14 protein-coding genes are annotated in these 18312 nt (G+C 42.5%); 9 read left to right on the plus strand and 5 right to left on the minus strand.

Annotated features, from left to right (window positions below; genetic code table 11):
- The 4 genes from L659_RS1000000124085 to L659_RS0122165 all read right to left on the minus strand — a co-directional run.
- Positions 1-676, minus strand: a 676-nt coding sequence (locus tag L659_RS1000000124085) for a BMP family ABC transporter substrate-binding protein (RefSeq protein ID WP_029770046.1), incomplete at its 3' end; no start/stop codon positions are given.
- Positions 677-748: 72 nt separating this feature from the next.
- Positions 749-1675 carry an ABC transporter permease gene (locus L659_RS0122155; protein ID WP_024591976.1) on the minus strand — a complete coding sequence of 309 codons (927 nt, stop codon included), beginning with the start codon at positions 1673-1675 and terminating at the stop codon, positions 749-751.
- Between the two features lie 3 nt (positions 1676-1678).
- Positions 1679-2782 (minus strand): ABC transporter permease, encoded by a 1104-nt coding sequence (locus L659_RS0122160; protein ID WP_024591977.1) that lies wholly within the window; start codon positions 2780-2782, stop codon positions 1679-1681.
- Entirely contained in the window at positions 2779-4338 is a 1560-nt protein-coding gene (locus L659_RS0122165; protein WP_024591978.1) for an ABC transporter ATP-binding protein, read from the minus strand. Before L659_RS0122165 ends, L659_RS0122160 begins: the two co-directional genes overlap by 4 nt.
- A 198-nt stretch (positions 4339-4536) precedes the next feature.
- Here L659_RS0122165 and xdhA point away from each other — a divergent pair, with 198 nt between their 5' ends.
- From xdhA to puuE, 8 genes are read left to right on the plus strand one after another with little or no spacing between them, the layout of a single operon-like run.
- Positions 4537-6036: a xanthine dehydrogenase small subunit gene (xdhA, locus tag L659_RS0122170; RefSeq protein ID WP_024591979.1), complete on the plus strand. Its 1500-nt coding sequence runs from the start codon at positions 4537-4539 to the stop codon at positions 6034-6036.
- Positions 6023-8362: a xanthine dehydrogenase molybdopterin binding subunit gene (xdhB, locus tag L659_RS0122175; protein WP_024591980.1), complete on the plus strand. Its 2340-nt coding sequence runs from the start codon at positions 6023-6025 to the stop codon at positions 8360-8362. Before xdhA ends, xdhB begins: the two co-directional genes overlap by 14 nt.
- On the plus strand, positions 8355-9245 hold the full coding sequence (xdhC, locus tag L659_RS0122180) for a xanthine dehydrogenase accessory protein XdhC (protein WP_024591981.1): 891 nt from the start codon (positions 8355-8357) through the stop codon (positions 9243-9245). Before xdhB ends, xdhC begins: the two co-directional genes overlap by 8 nt.
- On the plus strand, positions 9242-9742 hold the full coding sequence (gene uraD / locus L659_RS0122185; protein WP_024591982.1) for a 2-oxo-4-hydroxy-4-carboxy-5-ureidoimidazoline decarboxylase: 501 nt from the start codon (positions 9242-9244) through the stop codon (positions 9740-9742). The genes xdhC and uraD overlap by 4 nt, the downstream gene beginning before the upstream one ends.
- On the plus strand, positions 9739-10089 hold the full coding sequence (gene uraH, locus L659_RS0122190) for a hydroxyisourate hydrolase (RefSeq protein WP_029769966.1): 351 nt from the start codon (positions 9739-9741) through the stop codon (positions 10087-10089). Before uraD ends, uraH begins: the two co-directional genes overlap by 4 nt.
- A 2-nt stretch (positions 10090-10091) precedes the next feature.
- Positions 10092-11456 carry a guanine deaminase gene (gene guaD, locus L659_RS0122195; RefSeq protein WP_024591984.1) on the plus strand — a complete coding sequence of 455 codons (1365 nt, stop codon included), beginning with the start codon at positions 10092-10094 and terminating at the stop codon, positions 11454-11456.
- A 5-nt stretch (positions 11457-11461) separates the two neighbouring features.
- On the plus strand, positions 11462-12673 hold the full coding sequence (locus tag L659_RS0122200; protein WP_024591985.1) for a urate hydroxylase PuuD: 1212 nt from the start codon (positions 11462-11464) through the stop codon (positions 12671-12673).
- Between the two features lies 1 nt (position 12674).
- Positions 12675-13607, plus strand: a complete 933-nt coding sequence (gene puuE, locus L659_RS0122205) for an allantoinase PuuE (protein WP_024591986.1) — start codon at positions 12675-12677, stop codon at positions 13605-13607.
- A 102-nt stretch (positions 13608-13709) separates the two neighbouring features.
- Here the strand turns inward: puuE and L659_RS0122210 are convergent, their stop codons facing one another.
- Positions 13710-16214 (minus strand): S8 family serine peptidase, encoded by a 2505-nt coding sequence (locus tag L659_RS0122210; RefSeq protein ID WP_024591987.1) that lies wholly within the window; start codon positions 16212-16214, stop codon positions 13710-13712.
- A gap of 583 nt (positions 16215-16797) precedes the next feature.
- Here L659_RS0122210 and L659_RS0122215 point away from each other — a divergent pair.
- A complete protein-coding gene (locus L659_RS0122215; protein ID WP_024591988.1) occupies positions 16798-18300 on the plus strand; it encodes a curlin in 1503 nt (500 codons plus the stop codon).
- Positions 18301-18312 lie beyond the last annotated feature (12 nt).

Below are 18312 nucleotides of genomic sequence, written 5' to 3' on the forward strand. Positions count from 1 at the left end.
CTTGCGCAGCTTGCAGTGGTGCAGGCGAATCAGTATGTTGGGTAATAATATCAACGCCTTGATCTATTAGGCTATCGGCAGCTTCGCGCTCTTTACCCGGATCAAACCAGCTATTAACCCACACTACTTTTACTTTTGCATTAGGCTTTACTGAGCGCAAGCCAAGCGTAAATGCATTTATACCGCGTATTACCTCCGGAATAGGAAACGCAGCAATATAACCAATGCTGTCGGTTTTACTCATGTGCCCTGCAATAACACCTGTTAGGTAGCGTCCTTCGTAAATGCGATCAAAGTAAGTGCTTACGTTTTTTGCGCGTTTATAGCCTGTAGCATGCTCAAACTTTACATTAGGAAATCGTTTAGCCACTTTAAGTGTTGGGTTCATGTAGCCAAACGACGTGGTAAATATTAAATCGTGCCCGCTTTTAGCCAGTTGCGTAATAACACGCTCTGCATCGGCCCCTTCTGGTACGCTTTCGACAAAAGTGGTTTCTATTTTGTCGCCAAACTTCTCTTCTAGGTAGTGGCGGCTAGAGTCATGTGTATAAGTCCAACCGGCTTCACCTATGGGGCTTACATATACAAAACCAACTTTTACGCTATCTTTTGCAATAGCAGATGCGCTTATGCCTAAGCTCAATGCAACCCCGAGTGCCGTTATAAGTTTTTTCATTGTTATTCTCCGTGTTATATTTTTAATATCCTGTTGAAGCAGGTGATTTACCTTATTGATTTTGTAATTAATTTAATGACCCTTGTGCCAAGGTTTACCTAACCACATGGGTTCGTACATTTTTAATTTTTGTTTATTTTTACTGAGCATAATCAGTACGATAAGCGTTGCACCATAAGGCAACATGGCCAGTAAGTTAGACTCCACAGCCCACCCAAAAGCCTGTGCCACTAAGTGCATAATGCTGGCAAAGCCAAATAAATAAGCGCCAAGCATTACGCGCTCAATACGCCAGCTTGCAAACACCACTAAAGCAAGGGCTATCCAACCTCGCCCTGCCGTCATGTTTTGAGTCCAAAGTGGTGTATAAGCCAACGACAAGTATGCGCCCGCAATGCCAGCCAGTGCGCCGCCAAACATAACGGCTAAATAACGGGTACGCATTACAGGTAATCCTAAGTTATTACCCACACTTGGGTTTTCACCAATCGCTCGTACTGCAAGCCCTGCTCTGTGGTATTTAAAAAACAAATACGCACCAAGTACTAAACCCCAACTTAAATACACAATGGCGTCTTGCGAAAATAGCGCTTTGCCTAAAACCGGAATATGCTCAAACCCTGCAATTGCTAAAGTAGGTAACGCGTTAATGGTTTTTCCCTCATAGTCGGCACCTAAAAATGCCGAAAGGCCTGTACCGAAAATAGTCAGCGCCAAACCTGCCGCTACTTGGCTAGCATTTAAATTAAGAGCTACAAAAGCAAAAATAAGTGAGGCCATAACCCCGACCAAAGCTGCTACCGTAAAACCAATAAATAGGTTGTCGCATTGGTACATAGTTATAAACCCTGCCACTGCGCCAAGTAGCATCATGCCTTCTTGCCCTAAATTTAAGGTGCCGCTTTTTTCGCATACCATTTCACCCAGCGCCACCAGCAATAAGGGGGTGCCTGTACGAATAGTGGCGTATAAAATATTAGTAATTACATCTAATTCCATGATTTAAGACTCCTGTGCAATATGTATTGGCTGCGCTTTTTGTTGTTTAAATGGCAGCGAAAATCTAAGGCGATAAGTAATAAGCACATCGCACGAGAGTAAATAAAACAGCATTAACCCCTGAAAAATACCGGTTATAGCGTTAGGTAATCCCATGTTAATTTGCGCAAGTTCACCTCCCATATAAATAAGCCCCATTAATAAGCCCGCAAACGTAATTCCTACTGGGTGGAGTCGCCCTAAAAAAGCAACAATAATGGCGGCATAGCCATAACCGGGTGATATTTGCGGAACCAACTGCCCAATAGGCCCAGCTACTTCTCCCGCTCCAGCAAGCCCCGCCAAGCCCCCGCTAATAACTAGCACTCCGGCAATTAATAATGCTCGCTTGTAACCCGCCATTTTGGCCGCGGATGCATCAAGCCCAAGTACTTGTATTTGAAAGCCTATAAAGGTTTTACTAATAAAAACCCATGTGGCGCATAGCGCTAATAACGCAAACGCCAGGCCTAAGTGCAATCGAGTACCGTCGAATAAAACAGGTAATAACGTACTATCGCCAAACAATGCACTTTCAGGAAAGTTATAACCGTGAGGATCTTTGAGTGGCCCATGAACAGCCCACAGCAATACATTTACTGCTATGTAGTTGAGCATTATGGTGACTAAAATTTCATTGGTGTTTAAACGCAGCTTCATAAAAGCAGCAAGCCCCGCCCACAACATCCCACCTGCAATACCAGCGAGTAATGTAAGTGGCATTGCAAAAGCACTTGTTGAATCAACAAAGTTAACGGCTACAGCACTTGCACATACACCACCAATAAGCAGTTGCCCTTCTGCGCCTATATTCCAAACCGATGCTCTATAACAAAGCGCTAAGCCATAGGCGCATAGCAAAATAGGAATGGTCATTACAAGTAGCTCAGTTACACCATACCAATCGGCAACAGGTGCTATAAGCAATGTATACAGGGCATTTAGAGGATCATGCCCTAATAAGGCAAACACCACGTAACCGGTTATTAATGTGAGTAAAATAGCTAAAACAGGAGAGAGATAACTCCAAGCCGGTGAGCGTTCAACACGTGGTTCTAACTTAATCATGCGAGTGCCCCTTGTGGTGTGTGTACTTTAGTCTGGTTATTAAAAACATCGCTAAAGTCGCCAGCCATCCACTGCCCTAACTGCACAAGCGGTACGGTATCGGTGTTTAAAATAGGAGACAGTTTGCCATCACAAATTGCGCCAATGCGGTCGCAAATTTTATAAAGTTCATCTAAATCTTCTGAAATAACGAGTACCGCACACCCTTCGTCGCGAAGCTTTAAAATAGCTTCATGTATCGCCACTTGTGCGCCTATATCTACTCCCCAAGTAGGGTGCGACATAACGAGTAGTTTTGGGCTTTGCTCTACCTCTCGACCAATAATAAATTTTTGTAAATTACCGCCCGAAAGGCTTGCTGCATGAGTGCGAAAACTTGGCGTTTTAACCTTGTATTTTGTAATGATTTTATTAGCAAGCTCAGTAATTTTTTGTTTTACTAAAAAGCCATTTTTAACCAGCCCATTATCAAAACTAGTAAGCAGTGCATTTTGTGCTAAATCCATAGTGGGCACGGCTCCTCGCCCAAGCCTGTCCTCTGGCACACATGCAAGCCCAAGGCGGCGCCTTTTTAGCGGGCACAGTGCATCAACAACGGTATTTTTAAATTTGATGGCGCTGCTACTAGCTTGAATTTGCTCCCCCGAAAGCACTTTTAATAACTCTTCTTGTCCGTTGCCAGCAACACCCGCAATCCCCACTATTTCGCCTTGCTGTACTGCAAAGTTAATATTTTTAAGGGGTGTTTCAAATAACGCTTGTGCGGCGGTGGTTAGATTATTAACGGTTAAAAAATCCGCAGCACCCAAAGCTCTGCGAGTTTGGTTACTAATTGGCGTGTTGTCGCCTACCATCAGCCTAGCAATTGACTCACTAGTTTCGTTTTTAGGAATACAATGCCCGCTTACTTTCCCGCCTCTCAAAATGGTCGCACTGTCACATAACTCAATCACTTCGTGCAGTTTATGGCTAATAAACAGCACAGAGCAGCCTTCTTTTTTAAGTGACTTTAGGGTTTTAAATAATGCATCGACTTCTTGTGGAGTCAGTACTGAAGTGGGTTCGTCTAAAATAAGTAACTGAATATCTAATAATAAGCATCTAACAATTTCTACTCGTTGGCGCTCGCCAGTTGAAAGTGTTGATACCAGTCTATGGGGGTCTAATGGCATACCATAACGTGTTGATGTTTTTGTAATTCGACCCGCAAGCGTGCTGCTATGCCCTGCTAAATCACCTAACGCTAGTTCAATATTTTGGGCGACCGTAAGTGTTTCAAATAACGAAAAATGCTGAAACACCATTCCAATGCCTAAATCACGCGCATCAGCAGGCTCTTTTATATTCATTATACGGCCGTTGAAAAACATGTCCCCTTGGTCAGGTTTAACCACACCATAAAGCATTTTCATTAATGTGCTTTTACCTGCACCGTTTTCACCTAATAAGGCATGCACTTCACCATGCTTAATTTTTAAGGTTACGTCATTATTGGCTATACATCCGGGATACTGCTTTGTCATTCCCTGCATAGTAAGGCGGTATTTATTATTCATTATTAGGGCCTATTTGTACTTAATGAGCAATTTAGCCTACTCAAAACATCAACTGACCAACCGGTCAACAATGGCATGGTAACTGCAATATACTTACCAAGATGAAAAAGTATTTTTCTTACCCGTGCGCAAACAACAAGAAAAAACATACGCCAAGCCTTTATGTATCAGGGCTTTATAAAAATTAAGGAGGTCTGTGTGATTCAATTTTTATTAAATAACACGCCAATTGAAGTACAAGAATGTTCGCCAAGTCTCACCATTTTGGACTGGCTTCGCACCAAAAAAGGGAAAGTGGGCACCAAAGAAGGATGTGCAACTGGCGACTGTGGTGCGTGCACAATTTTAGTGGGTGAAGAGCGTATAAATGCAAACGGGCAAACTAGTTGGCAATACAAAACAATGAACAGCTGTTTATTGTTATTAGGTAATGCGCATGCAAAACATATAGTAACGGTAGAGGCTGTGACTACTGGCTTATACCCAAACTTAACCGATTTACACCCCGTACAACGTGCACTGGTGGAGTGCCATGGTTCGCAATGTGGTTTTTGCACGCCCGGTATAATAATGAGTTTGTTGGCTCTTTATATTAATGAGCCAACGTACCCTGGTAAAAAAGCGGTTATTCATGCACTTGGCGGTAACTTATGCCGTTGTACAGGTTATAGCCCTATATTACTTGCAGCCGAAAAAGCCTATAGCTATGAGCGTAAAGCTGAACCTTACTCAGCAATGGCCGCTCAATTTAAAGCATCACTTAATACGCAATATGATGACGATATTCCATTTTTAAAAAATGGTCCTCGCAAATTTTACTTACCACAAACTGCCCAACAACTTGTTGAGCTAAAAGCGCTTTATCCTTATGCACATTTAGTTGCTGGTGGCACCGACTTTGCCATTGAGCTTAGCCAAAACATGCTCTTACCAGATGTAATTATCTCCCTTAGCCAAGTAAAGGAGCTTTGCACCTTGGCAGATAATAACGGTGAGCTACACATTGGTGCAGCACTACCTTATAGCCAATTTGTTGAGGTATTTTATAACCATTACCCAGAGTCAAAAGAGCTATTTGAACGCTTAGGATCAAGCCAAGTACATAACAGCGGCACACTCGGTGGCAGCATAGGGAATGCCTCTCCGATTGGCGATCCAGCTCCCCTTTTAATCGCTCTTAATGCATCAATGGATTTATTAAGCAGCGCTGGTACGCGCACTATTAAAGTTGCCGACTACTTTATTGATTACAAAAAAACAGTGCTTAAAAGCGATGAAGTAATAAGTAAGTTCACCATCCCAAAGCGCCCAGAGTCGCTAAAACTGGCGTGTCATAAAATATCAAAACGCTTTGAAGACGATATATCTACCGTGTGTTTGGTACTTGCTATAGAGCATTCACAAAACATGATTACTCAAGCCCGCTGCGCTATGGGCGGTATGGCTGCTATTCCTAAGCGCGCGCAGCATATTGAGCAAAAGCTGATATCTCAATCATTACAAGTAAGTAGCTTTATAGATGCAGCAACGGCTATTAACGATGACTTTACACCCATGAGCGATGTAAGAAGCAGTGCACATTATCGCACTACGGTAAGCAAAAACTTATTACAACGCATTGGTATTGAGTTTTGTGAGCCGCAAGCACGCAACAATAACAACATTGCCATTACGAGGATCTCACATGCGTCACTTTGAAATGGATAAACTAAAAGCGCAAGGTGGTAGCGTTGGGCAATCGAAATATCACGAAAGCGCTATTAAACAAGTTTGTGGCAGTGCAAATTTTGCTGACGATAATCCTGAGCCTTACGGCTGCCTGCATGCCTACCCAGTGCTCGCCCCTGTTACAAGTGGCTTTATTAAATCAATTGATACAAGTCTCGCACTGGCAGTTGAAGGCGTTAAACGTATTTTATCGGCGGAAGATGTACCGGGTAAATTAGATATTGGCCCGGTATTTCCTGGTGATGTATTACTCACTAGCCATGAGATTCAATACCACGGGCAACCTGTATTAATTGTCGTTGCCGACAGCTACGCCATAGCGCGTCGCGCTGCACGCTTAGTGGTTATTGAGTGCGAGCAAACTACACCCATACTTGATATTAAAGAAGCCATTAGCAAAGAGCACTGGGTAAGGCCGCCCCATTCACTTAACCGTGGTAACAGCGAAAACGCCATTAATAACGCAGCCCACCAGCTTAAAGGCGAAATAAGCATAGGCGGGCAAGAACACTTTTATTTAGAAGGCCAAATAGCGCTGGCGCAACCTGATAACGACGGGGGCATTCATGTTCAGTGCTCTACGCAACACCCTACTGAGGTGCAGCACTTAGTTGCTAAAATTTTAAAAAAGCCATTTAGCTTTGTAAACGTAGAAACCCGGCGTATGGGCGGTGCTTTTGGCGGCAAAGAAACCCAAGGCGCACCATGGGCATGCCTTGCAGCTCTTGCGGTTTACCACCTTGGCTGCGCAGTAAAAATGCGCCTAGCCCGCAGCGACGATTTTAAATTAACCGGTAAGCGCCACCCTTTTTATAATCAATACCATGTTGGTTTTGATGAAAATGGCTTAATAAAAGGTGCCGACATTACCGTAAATGGGTTTTGTGGCTACTCGCCAGATTTATCTGATGCAATTGTAGACCGAGCCATGTTTCATGCCGATAACGCCTACTACTACCCAGCCGCCACAATTAAGGGTAATCGCTGTAAAGTAAATACCGTAAGCCATACCGCATTTAGAGGATTTGGTGGCCCGCAAGGAATGATTATGGGCGAGCTAATAATGGACGATATAGCCGCCAAATTAGGTAAAGATCCGCTTGAAATTAGAAAACTCAATTTATATAAAAAAGGCCGCGATACCACGCCGTACCATCAAACCGTAGAGCAACATATTTTAAAAGATATGATTGCTCAGCTTGAGGTGTCGGGTGATTACTGGGCACGTAAAGAGGCTATTAAAGCATTTAACGTATCGTCACCTATTATAAAAAAAGGCCTTGCGATGACGCCGGTTAAATACGGTATTTCGTTTACGGTACAACATTTAAACCAAGCTGGTGCACTCGTACATGTATATAGCGATGGCTCTATACATTTAAACCACGGCGGCACCGAAATGGGCCAAGGGCTAAACACCAAAATTGCGCAAATTGTGGCCCATGGCTTTGGGGTCGATTTTAACGCGGTAAGTATTAGTGCTACGCGTACCGACAAAGTGCCAAACACCTCGCCAACAGCTGCCTCAAGTGGTACCGACTTAAACGGCATGGCGGCGCTAAATGCAGTAAACACAATAAAAGAGCGCTTAATTAATTTTATTACCGAGCACTTTGAAGTAGACAGCAACACTGTTGTATTTAAAGATAACCTCATTACTTTTAGTAAAGGGGGAATTAGCTTTAGCGAACTTGCAAACCTTGCTTACATGAATCGTATATCGCTTTCATCTACCGGTTATTACGCCACACCAAAAATTCATTACGACAGAGCCAAAGGCGAAGGCCGGCCATTTTTTTACTACGCTCACGGCGTAGCACTCAGCGAAGTAGAAGTAGATACCCTAACCGGCGAAAACACGGTAACCCGCGTTGATATACTGCACGATGTAGGCAGTTCAATTAATCCAGCACTTGATATAGGGCAAATTGAAGGTGCCTTTGTGCAAGGCATGGGCTGGCTAACAACCGAAGACTTACAATGGAATGATAAAGGCCAGCTTGCAAGCTTTGGCCCAGCCAACTACAAAATACCAGCCATTGGCGATACCCCTGCCGAATTTAACGTCAATCTTTATAACTCAGCAAATCCAGAAACCACCGTGTTTAGATCAAAAGCCGTAGGCGAGCCGCCATTTATGTTGGCCTTTAGTGTATGGAGCGCTATTCGTAATGCAATAAGCAGTGTGGCTGATTGCAAATACACCGCCCCACTGGATACACCTGCAACCCCAGAGCGAGTATTGAGTGCAATTGAGCAAACCGCGAGCTGGTTTAAGGAGCATCAACATGACTAATTTAAATGAGTCGTTTCAGGGTTTTCATACGCAAAATTGGGCGCAGGCTATAAACGAGCACGAACAAAGCGGCACTAACTATGTAATTGCCACGGTACTTGGCACCAATGGCTCAACCCCACGCGGCACAGGCTCTAAAATGGTAATAAGCGGCGAGCATATTTACGACACCCTTGGCGGCGGCCATCTTGAGTACGTAGTAATAGAAAAAGCCCGCGAACTACTTGCCAAAGGCGAAGCCGCCCAAGTAATAGAGCAATTTAACCTAGGTGCAAATTTAGGCCAGTGCTGCGGCGGCGCTGCCACCGTTATGCTTGAATGCATGCAATGCAAGCGCTTTACCCTCGACATTTATGGCGCAGGCCACGTAGCACAGGCGCTTGTTGGTATATTGGCACAGCTGCCTATGCGCATACGCTGGATAGATAGCCGCGTCGATGTATTCCCACAAGCTATTCCAAATAACGTAGTAAAAGTGGTTGATGAAGAGCCAACAGAGCAAGTAAAACGTGCGCCTAAAGCTAATAACTACTTAATACTTACCCATAACCACCAGCTCGACTTTGCACTCACCCAAGCCATTATTAAACGCGCTGATGCCAATTGGCTGGGCGTTATTGGCTCTGACACTAAAGCAAAACGTTTTAAGCAACGCCTAGCCCATCGCGATTTTACAGCCGATCAAATACAACAAGTGACCTGCCCTGTTGGGCTTAAAAACATTACGGGCAAATTACCAATGGAAGTGGCTATTTCGATTAGTGGACAGCTAATTGGCCTTTATCAGGCTATGCAAAGCCAAGCGCCAAAACGCCAAGGCTTGCAATGGCGCACACTAAAAAATGCCTTAATTAGCACCACGCAGGAGGAAATAGACGCATGAGCAGTTTACAAATAAATACGCTAAATGATGCACAAGCAAAACAAGCACTTGAGCATTGCTGCGCGGCCCCTAACTGGGTGGCGGGCATGGTAAAAGCAATACCATTTAAAAGTGCTCAGCAGCTGTTTGAATGCGCAAAAAGCATATGGGATAGCCTTGGCGAGAGCGACTATTTAGCTGCCTTTGAAGGCCACCCGCAAATAGGCGACTTATCAACCCTTAGCAAAAAATACGCTGCCACCGCACAAAAAGCGGGGCATGAACAATCAGGTATGAGCAAAGCAAACGAAACCGTACTTACCAAAATGATTGCCCTTAATAAAGAGTACCTGAACAAGTTTGGCTTTATTTTTATAGTGTGCGCCACCGGTAAAACAGCCGACCAAATGCTTGAACTCATAGAGCAGCGCATACACAACACCCGCAGTACAGAGCTAAATATAGCCGCAAGCGAACAAGCCAAAATAACAAAAATAAGATTGGAGTCACTGCTATGAATAAAGGTATGAACAAAAGCCCTATAACCACCCATATACTTGATACCAGCACCGGAAAACCTGCGGCAAACGTTGCTGTTAAGCTATTTAAACTTACAAATAACGAATGGGTACAACTAACCCAAGGCACAACCGATACCGATGGGCGAATTACCGGCTGGCTAAATACAGAAGTAGAATTTGCAACCTATAAGCTAGTATTTGATTTAGATAGTTATTACCAAAATCAACCTACCCCTGCGTTTTACCCAGAGGCGCAAATAACGTTTAGATTACAAGATACTAAACATCATCATATCCCATTGTTGCTTAGCCCGTATGGCTACTCTACATACAGAGGTAGCTAACTATGAGCACACAGAACAATAATAACTTAACAGTAGTTTGTGCTGATATACTCGACTTTGTTGACGACCCTGCCATTGCTGGCGAAAGCGCCCATCGTTTTTTTGAAAAAGGCGCATTAGTTATCAAGCACGGCAAAGTAGTTAAACTTGGTTACGAGTACGACATACTGCCAACAATTGATAAATCAGCGCGTGTTATCCGCCACGATGGCAAACTCGTTATGCCAGGTATGATAGACACCCACATACACTTACCACAAACCGAAATGGTGGGTGCGTACGGCGAGCAACTGCTAAGTTGGCTAACCGAGTATGCGTTTCCGACAGAGAAAAAGTTTACGTGTAAGCATTATTCAAAAGAGATCTCTAATCGATTTTTAGACGAGCTGCTGCGCAACGGCACAACCACTGCTCTTGTATTTGGCACTGTGCACCCGCAATCGGTTGATGCATTTTTTAAAGAATCACAAAAACGCAATTTACGCATGATTGCCGGTAAAGTAATGATGGATCGTAACTGCCCTGGCGACTTATCTGATTGCGCGCAAACAAGCTATGACGAATCTAAAGCCCTAATAAAAAAATGGCACAATGTTGACAGGCTAAGCTACGCAGTTACGCCGCGTTTTGCCCCCACATCAACCCCAGAACAATTACAAAAATGCACTCAGTTACTTGAAGAATACCCAGACACCTACCTGCACACCCATCTATCAGAAAACAAAGACGAGTGCGAATGGGTAAAAGGGCTATTTCCAGAAGCCGAAGATTACTTAGGCGTGTACGAGCAAGCAAAAATGGTACGTAAACGCTCAGTATTTGCCCATAGTATTCATTTATCTGAGCGCGAGCTTTGCTGCCTTGCCGATAACAATGCGGCAATATCGCACTGCCCTACCTCAAACCTATTTTTAGGATCAGGACTTTTAAATTTAAAAGCCTGTGAAGAGCACGGCATAAACGTAGGCATGGGTACCGATGTAGGCGCAGGAACAAGCTTTTCTATGCTACAAACAGGTAACGAAGCGTACAAAATTCAGCAATTACAAGGTCAAAAGTTTTCAGCATTTAAAGGGCTGTATTTAGCGACTTTAGGCGGTGCACGCGCACTTGATTTAGAAGGGACAATTGGTAATTTTGAAGCCGGTTGTGAAGCCGATTTTATTGTAATGGATTGTTCAGCAACCCCATTTTTAAAATTTAGAATACAGCATGCCAAAACCCTGCATGAAAAACTGTTTGCAATGATGATGTTAGGCGACGACCGCTGCGTTGAGCAAACCTACATTATGGGTAAAAGTGTGTATAAGCGCGATGATAACAATCAATTTTCAGACACCCGCTCACCGGTATTAGAAGAGGCTTAACCGTTATGGAAAACTATTTATTTGAGCTTGCTCATTTAGTACTGCGTTATTTTCATGTTATTGCTGGTATAGCCTGGATTGGCGCTTCATTTTATTTTGCATGGCTTGATAACAACCTACAAACACCACCGCAGTGGAAAATAGATAAAGGCATAAAAGGCGATTTATGGGCCGTGCATGGCGGTGGCTTTTACGAAGTGGCTAAGTATCAAAATGGGCCTGAAAAAATGCCCCATACCCTGCATTGGTTTAAGTGGGAAGCCTATACAACCTGGATCACCGGTGTTTTATTATTTAGCTTACTTTATTATGTAGGCGCCGATGTTTACCTAATCGATAACAGTAAAAGTGAGCTAAGTAAATTTGCAGCTATTGGCGCATCACTTGGTTTTATTGGCTTAGGCTATGGTGTTTATCGTTTATTGTGTAAAACCCCGCTCGTTGAAAACGGTAAAGCGTTTATTGCTGTGGTTATTGGTTTATTAGCTCTGTGGACTTATGGGGTTGATCAACTATTTAGCGACCGCGCTGTGTATATTCATGTAGGTGCGCTTATTGGCACGTGTATGGTTGGCAATGTGTATCACATTATTATGCCAGGGCAACGCTATATGGTAAGTGAAGTAGAAGCCGGCCGTATTCCCGAATCGCTCCCAGGACTAAAAGCCAAGCAATGCTCGATACATAATAACTACGCCACGTTACCAGTGGTATTTATTATGCTTAGCAATCACTTTCCTTACACGTATAGCCACAACTTTGGCTGGCTTATTTTAATTGCGCTGTTTGGTATTGGTATGTGGATACGCCATTACTTTAACTTAAAACATCAAGGCGTTAATAAACCTTCAGTACTTATAAGTGGTATTGCAGCATTTTTTGCTCTTATGTTAGCAATAGCTCCGTGGCCTAGCAGCCCAACAAATGCAGACGAAAACGCGCCTTTACAAGCAAGTATCACCGACGTACAAGCGTGGGATGTAATCAGCAAACACTGTACGCAGTGCCATAGTGAAACACCGACCTCTGAGCTTTTTCAAACAGCGCCACTTGGTTTTAAACTTGATTCAATTGAACAGGTAAAAAAGTCGCAAGTACTTGTTCATACCCGCGCCGTAGTAACCAAAGACATGCCACTGGCTAATATGACCAAGATGACAGACACAGAGCGCGAAATGCTCGGGTCTTGGCTCACGGCACTTAAAAAGGAGCAATAATATGAGCGAGCAATTTAAAAACTACCCGCGCGATTTAATTGGTTATGGCCCAGATGTACCCCATGCAAATTGGCCCAATAAAGCACGTATTGCCGTGCAAGTGGTATTAAATTACGAAGAAGGCGGCGAAAACTGTGTATTACATGGTGATGCAGCGGCCGAAACATTTTTATCTGAAATAGTAAGTGCTCCCCATGTAGAAGACCGCCATATAAGCATGGAGTCTATTTACGAATATGGCTCGCGCGCGGGCGTGTGGAGGTTACTGCGTTTATTTAAAAAATACGATATACCGGTCACCATTTTTGCGGTTGCCATGGCCCTTGAGCGCCACCCCGATGTAGCTAAAGCCTTTGTTGAAGCAGGGCACGAGATTGCAAGCCATGGCCTGCGCTGGATTAATTATCAAAATATAGATAAGCAAACTGAACGCGAGCACATGCAAAAAGCCATTGAGATTATTCAAACGCTTACGGGTAAAAAGCCCAAAGGCTGGTATACCGGCCGAACTAGCCCAAATACCGCAGCCCTTGTGGCGGAAAATGGCACGTTTTTATATGACGCCGACGATTACAGCGACGATTTGCCCTTTTACAGTATTAAAGAAGGTAAGCCACAACTCATTGTGCCCTACACGCTTGATGTAAACGACATGCGCTTTGCTGCCGTACAGGGTTTTAATGCCGGCGATCAGTTTTTTAATTACTTAAAAGATGCATTCGATACGCTATACGAGGAAGGCGACCCAGAAGGTGAAAACGCCCCAAAAATGATGTCGATAGGTTTGCATTGCCGCTTAATTGGCAGACCAGGAAGAGTAAAGGCATTGGCACGGTTTTTAAAATATGCCCGCTCTCATGAGCAGGTATGGTTTGCCACGAGAGAGCAAATAGCCGAGCACTGGCTTAAAACCCACCCGTATAAAAAAGCATAGTTATACTCCATTCAAAATAAATTCTAATTGCTTATTATACCATCGTAAAACATAAAAAAGCCCAGCAATGCTGGGCTTAAATTACTTTAGGAGTAGTGAAATTTATTCAAAAGAAACGGTGATGATATTCGAACACACATTTTCTGTTACACATAATTGGTAATCGTACGATGGTAATGTAGCTCCACGCACGTAATCACGGTAGCGTCCGTTATCTGCAGTGGTATCAACTAACTCACCATTACGGTAAACGCTTAATGACTCTGCACCCACTTCTTCCCAGCTAAGTTCTACACGCATCGTACCTAGGCGTGTTTTGTTAGCGCGTTTTAAGTTCAGTTCAAGGGTCACGTCACTTACAACAACGGTTTGGGTAAATGTATCTGTATTACCTTCACTGTCAGTAACAGTTAGTTCTACATCGTAACTACCCGATTGCGCATATGCATGCATAGGGCTTGAATCTGTTGATGTAGCGCCATCGCCAAAGCTCCAGCTCCACTGTGTAATGTCGTTATTGGCATCATTGCTTGTATCTACAAACGAAGCTGTTAAACCTTGCGTATCAACAGTAAAGCCTGCACGTGGCGGTTGTGCACTTACTTCGCCTATAGCGCTAAGCGTAAGTGACCAGCCATTAATATTACCTGTGTCTGCACCCGCTGTATCCACAGCATTTAACGTCCAGTCGCCTGTTGCTACTTCACTGTTAAATACGCTTGATGTAAATGTTTTAACAATATCATCTTCGCTGCCACCTTCATTACTCTGTAAAGTTACCTCAGAGCCTTGTGGTGAAATTAGCGTAAGGACTATATCGCCAGACCAAGTATGCGTAATATTTACATCAACAGAAGTACCAAAAACAGTTAAATCATCTGAAATTGTAATTACCGAATTAGTACCTTGTGGATCATTATCAGGAATCGCCACATTTTCTTCGCTAGTATAGGTGTAGTCATTTAAACCAGCAGGTTGAAGCATTAAGCTTACTGTTTTTTCTTTAACGATATCATCTGATGTTGCTGTAACAGTAAACTCATAATTACCCCATGGCGTATTTCCATTGGTCTCAACACTAAGCTGTACTGTTTCGCCAGGGCTTGCAGTTAGCTCTGATAAATATGCACCAGTAAGGCTAGATTCTAGTTCAAGCGTTACTTCACCATCCCACTGAGCAATAGAACCAATTTCAAACGTATAAGTTGCAGACTCACCAACTGTTATTTGTTGTGACGCTGGCGTCACAGACATTTTAAAGCTTGGCGTTGGATCGGCATCTAATAACGCCTGATTTGCGTTTAGGCGCGTGCCCGCAAGCGTTTTACCTTGAAGTGCAGCATTAGCGTCACCGCTACTCATTAGTAACGCTTTAAGCTCTGATGTTGTTAAATCAGGGTTTACTGACAACACAAGAGCAGCAACACCGGCAACATGAGGTGTTGCCATTGAAGTACCTGAGTAATTTGCATAGCCATTACCCGGAACTGTTGACAAAATACCAGAGCCTGGTGCTCCCATGTCAACACTTGTCGCGCCCCATTGTGAAAAGTCTGATAAGTTATCATTGCTATCAGTACTGGCAATTGCTAATACACTCTCGTGTTCATAACTTGATGGATAGTGAGGGTTTGCATCATTATCAACTTCGTCATTACCAGCAGCAGCAACAAATAATATGTCAGCTTGCTCACTAACAGTCATAGCATCCGCTAACGCTTGGCTATAACCGCCACCGCCCCAGCTATTGTTTAAAACACGTAAGTTTACACCTGAGTTTTTAAGATTAACCATATAGTCGATACATTTTATTGCATCTGATGTTGAACCATTACCAGCGGCATCTAAAAACTTACAACCAACAATAGAAACTTCATGGTTTACACCCACAACACCTGTAGAATTATTACCGCTTGCACCAATAGTGCCTGATACGTGGGTACCGTGACCTTGGTCATCCATTGGGTCGCCAGCATCCGTAATTGCATTAATACCGTGAATGTCGTCTATGTAACCATTGCCGTCATTATCAATACCATCGCCTGCAATTTCACCAGTGTTAACCCACGCATTGTCAGCTAAATCAGGGTGACTGTAGTCAACACCAGTATCAATAACACCAACTACAACATCGCGACTACCAATTGAGATTTCCCATGCTTCTGGGGCATCAATATCTGCATCGGCAATGCCGCCTGTTTGCCCTTCATTATTTAGGCCCCAAAGTTCATCAAAACGTGGATCGTTAGGTGTATTGGCAGCAATACTAACGCGGTAATCTGGCTCAACATATTCAATTGCTTGATGAGACTTTAAACGCTCAATAGCTTCTTTAGTACTCATGCCAGATACTTTAAATTTAGCAAGGCGACCTGAGAATAATGATGTGAAGTTATCATCAACTTCATCATTATTTAAATCTGTAATTTTTGCTTTAACCAAGCTTCGTGCTTGTTTACGCATTTGAGGTGTTGCATTTTTTTTATATTTAACAATAACAGAGTCACTACTTGCAGCTGCTTGTGGAAGAGCTCCTGCATCAGGTAATTTAGCCGAAGCCAAACAAGGTAGTAAAGCAAGCGTAATAATAGATAATTTTGTTTTCATTGTTCTATCCATAGTTGGGTTAGCTTAGAAGCACTAAGCGGGTTTGTTCACTATTTCAAGTACAAGGGATCACGTGGCAAGTTATAAGCAAACTAGTAAATACGATATTTGACAAGTTAAAAAGTTAAAAAGAATTAAAAATCATAAATTTTGACCAGTTTGGCTATAAAAAAAACACTAAACACAGTCATTTTAATGAACTGCCTCATTACAACCTTACCCATTATAGGGTCAAACTTTTTTACTGCTTTTTCTTACTATTATATTAAAATCCACCAGTTACACACATAATCCAATGATAATAAAAGGTTAATTATTTGGTAAAAAATGATGATTTAAGAAAATGAAATAGGGGAATACAGTTAATGGGTGATTATGAATTTGAGCTTAAACTTTGTTAGTTCAATATTTATGACAAATTAAAACTTAATTATTTATAGTCACATATTACGCTTCACCTATTTCTAAAGTTACGCAAGCGGATCACAAAAAATATATCGGCACGGCATGCTGAAACAACAAATACCTTATTAAAACCTATAACATTTAGGGTATTTGATTTTAATATTTCAAGGAGAAAATAATGAAGTTGAATAAATCACTTTTAAGTTGTGCTGTTGCAATAGCAATGGGTACCAGCTTTGCCTCATATGCAGATACCGACAACAAATCAGCATCAAACTCAGAACTTAGTACAAAAATATCTATACTTAGCACCGCTAATTCAATGACATTGGCGCAATCGCAAAATAATAACACCGCGATTTTAATGCAAGAGGGAGATAGTAATACTATTGAGGTTTCGACTACTGGAAACGAGAACACAACAGAAGTTACTCAATTACAATCAGGTAATTATGTTGGCGTAACAACAATTGGTGACAACAACGAGCAAGTATATGCCCAAGATGGCGTTGCCAACGGTGTAATTACCGAAGTTACTGGTAATAATAATTACCTAAATGTTTTGCAAAGTGGCCAAGGCTTCTTTGTAAACAATGAAGCTGTCAACATGATTGTTGGTGACGACAATATCGTTGATGTAGAGCAAGGCACTGGTGGTCATTGGTTTTACAACTTAGATATGAAAGGTAATGGCAACGAAATCAGTTCATTACAAACAGGTGAGTGGCATGAAGCTGAATTAACCTCTGTAATGGGCGATCAGAATAGCCTGAGTCTTGAGCAAAACGGTTACTGGAATACTTTTAAGGTGAGTTCTTTACAAGGCAACGATAACGAGCTTGATATTGAACAAGACGGCGATCGTAATACTGTTACCTTCACTGATATTTTAGGCGATGCAAATGAGCTTTCAATTGAACAAGAAGGCAATACTAACGCAGTAACATTTGTAGCTGTATTAGGCGATGAAAACGAAATTGATTTAGACCAAGAAGGTTCTTTAAATACTATCGAATCAAACTTATTCGAAGGTCAAAACAACGAAGTTACAGTAACTCAGGTTGATTTAAGCAACTCAACAACTGTTGATATTATTGGTGACGATAATGAATTAACGGCTACACAAGTTGGCTTATTAAATGATGCTTACATGGGCGTTTTAGGTACAGATAACGAATTTATGATTAACCAAGTAGGTGAATCAAATTCAGCGCACGTTGTTAACTTTAATGGGTCTGAAAATGACGTTAACGTTATCCAGTCTGGCCAAGAAAACACTGCTGTTGTTGAGTCTTCATACCCTGATATATCTTTAACATCAAACGACAACGATATCGATATTATGCAAAATGGTTCTCAAAATGAAGCCATGGTTACACTTGCTGGTATTCTAGATAGCAACATGAACCAAATTGACCTAGCTCAAACAGGTGAAATGAACGTAGTTGATATGATGGTTGAAGGTAATGGCCACAGCATTGATATTTCACAAACTGGCGAAGGTAACTGGGTAGTTGGAATGGATCAACCTGCATTTTTAGTAGGTGGTGAAAACGTTTCGTTTAGTGTAACTCAAATGGGTAACGATAACATTGTTGAAGGCGCCGTAATTGGTTTCAACAGCACTGTTTCAGTGACCCAAATTGGTGACGGTAACGTGACTTCTATTACTCAAATGTAATTATTGAGGTTG

Origin of the sequence: Pseudoalteromonas sp. S8-8 (assembly GCF_000497875.1) — a bacterium.
In the GTDB taxonomy this organism is placed as follows: Bacteria; Pseudomonadota; Gammaproteobacteria; order Enterobacterales; family Alteromonadaceae; genus Pseudoalteromonas; species Pseudoalteromonas arctica.